Source organism: Yersinia sp. 2542 StPb PI (assembly GCF_048593855.1).
Taxonomy (GTDB): domain Bacteria; phylum Pseudomonadota; class Gammaproteobacteria; order Enterobacterales; family Enterobacteriaceae; genus Yersinia; species Yersinia enterocolitica_E.
The window spans coordinates 1-2,029 of record NZ_JAZGQA010000350.1; the positions used below are offsets into that span (position 1 = coordinate 1).

Below are 2,029 nucleotides of genomic sequence, written 5' to 3' on the forward strand. Positions count from 1 at the left end.
GGATTAATATGAGATATTTTATAGATGTGAGAGTTATAATGTTAAAAATAATGGTGAGTTATTATCACATTAGCTGAATATTAAAAACAAATGATGTTTGCGAAAATAATATGTTCATCAACGCACGCCACCCGCCACCATTTTGACGATATGAATATGCGGGTAGTGCTTAATTATCTGTGGTTGATGCAGTGTGCTGATAAGTCGGTCTAGATCGTGTCGTTGATGATTGAACAGCAAACCAATAACGCTGCCACTGTGGGCGACGTTCAAACCATAAATTCCGCTGCGCTCAACGATATTCAGTAACTGATGAAATTCAGGCTTAGGCAGCATTGGCTGACTGGCGATGGCACTTAGCGTGGCGGCTTCGCCCAAACGATAGTGGCACTGGGTATCGTTAGCCTGTTGAAACAGTTGCATAGCATTGGCTAAGTTGGCTGCCTGTTTAAGTAACAAGGGTTGGCGATTTCGTTTATGGAACTCTTCGGTTAACAGCGTTTGTGTACTTTCAAGTAGCAGAATGTCGATGTCGGGTCGCCAGGTAAAGGGATGATGACTTTGCGCGGTCTGGTGATCAAAAAGGGTGAGATCTTTAAATATCGTGCTGTCGGTGGGTTCAACTGCTACGCAGAGTTTGGCCAGTGACTCGTCACTCAGTGATTTGCCCAGTAAGCGGCTGGTCGCGATAGCTGTTGCGGCAATATCGGCAGTGCTACTGGCTAATCCTTTAGCCACGGGAATAGTGGATTCAAACGCAATGCATATATTCTCGCTATATTGGGCAGGCTCGCCAAAATGCGCCAACACTTGCCTGACCATGTGACGCATACGTGGTCGTTCACGCCAGCCCGGTTCCCCTTCGGTAACTGAAACGGTGCTAAACCAGTTAATTGGGCAAGAGATAAGTTTTTCTCCGCCCAAAATCCACCCTTGGATCAGTTCACCACAAGAGGCAGGGCAACGGGCTTCAGCCATGAGAAACAGCCTGTGGCCAAATGTGGTCTGGATGCCTGATATAACTGACGGGTTGAATGCCGCTCTTATGCACGACTGACCCCCTGGAACAAATAACTATTGCTGACAACATACTCAGATTGCCTGCAATAGTGGTTCATGACTGATATCAATTTGGTGGGCAGTAAAAGCCAGAACATCACTAAGATTGACGACATGACCAATCACTAACAGTGCGGGGGCATGTAATTTTTTACGTACAATTTCATCTTTTAGCGTGGTCAGTGTCCCTTTTGCTATCTCTTGCCGTTGCTGACTGGCATACATCACGGCGGCGGCGGGGGTGTCGGGTGATTTACCTCCGTCGATTAGGCGTTGGCAGATCTCCTCTTGTCGCGTCATTCCCATTAATACGATTAACGTCCCATCCAGTTGGGCCAAAATATCCCAGTTTTGTGGTTCATTTCCCTGACACATATGCCCGGTGACCACATGAAAGCTGGAAGCGTAGTGCCGATGGGTCACGGGGATACCGGCATAGGCTAAACCGCCAATAGCTGAGCTGATACCTGGAATTATCTCAAAAAGGATCTCTTCATGGGCAAGTGCCTCGGCTTCTTCTCCACCTCGGCCAAATACATAAGGGNCGCCTCCTTTAAGACGAACAACATTTTTACCCGCCAGGGCATGCTCGACCAAGATTTGATTGATCTGTTCTTGTGGGACTGGATGATGATTTGAGGTTTTCCCCACATTAATAATCTGGCAATGGGGTGGTGCTTGAGAAATTAACTCAAGATTAACCAGACGGTCATGCACAATAACTTGAGCTTCACGAATGGCTAGCAATCCTTTTACAGTGATTAGAGATGCATCCCCCGGTCCCGCCCCAACTAACAATACTTTTCCTTTACTCATTCGAGCAACCTTTATGGCCGATAAGATTTATAATTTTATTAAAAATTAATCACCAGAAATGCGTTATATAAAAACGGCATATGATTATTAAACTCCGCATCATTATTCATAAATATGGGATTATATATTTGACCTTGCTCCCAATATTTAATCA

General features: G+C 45.5%; 2 protein-coding genes. Both read right to left on the reverse strand.

Annotation, left to right across the window (positions count from 1 at the left end; translation table 11 throughout):
* Positions 1–117 precede the first annotated feature (117 nt).
* On the reverse strand, positions 118–978 hold the full coding sequence (locus V1952_RS21495) for a GHMP kinase (protein ID WP_420075515.1): 861 nt from the start codon (positions 976–978) through the stop codon (positions 118–120).
* A gap of 114 nt (positions 979–1,092) precedes the next feature.
* Positions 1,093–1,875 (reverse strand): uroporphyrinogen-III C-methyltransferase, encoded by a 783-nt coding sequence (cobA, locus tag V1952_RS21500; protein WP_420075516.1) that lies wholly within the window; start codon positions 1,873–1,875, stop codon positions 1,093–1,095.
* Between the last annotated feature and the right edge of the window lie 154 nt (positions 1,876–2,029).

Coding starts and splice junctions, on each gene's coding strand:
- V1952_RS21495 (WP_420075515.1), bottom strand. CDS start 978: ATGGCTGAAGCCCGTTGCCCTGCCTCTTGTGGTGAACTGATCCAAGGG.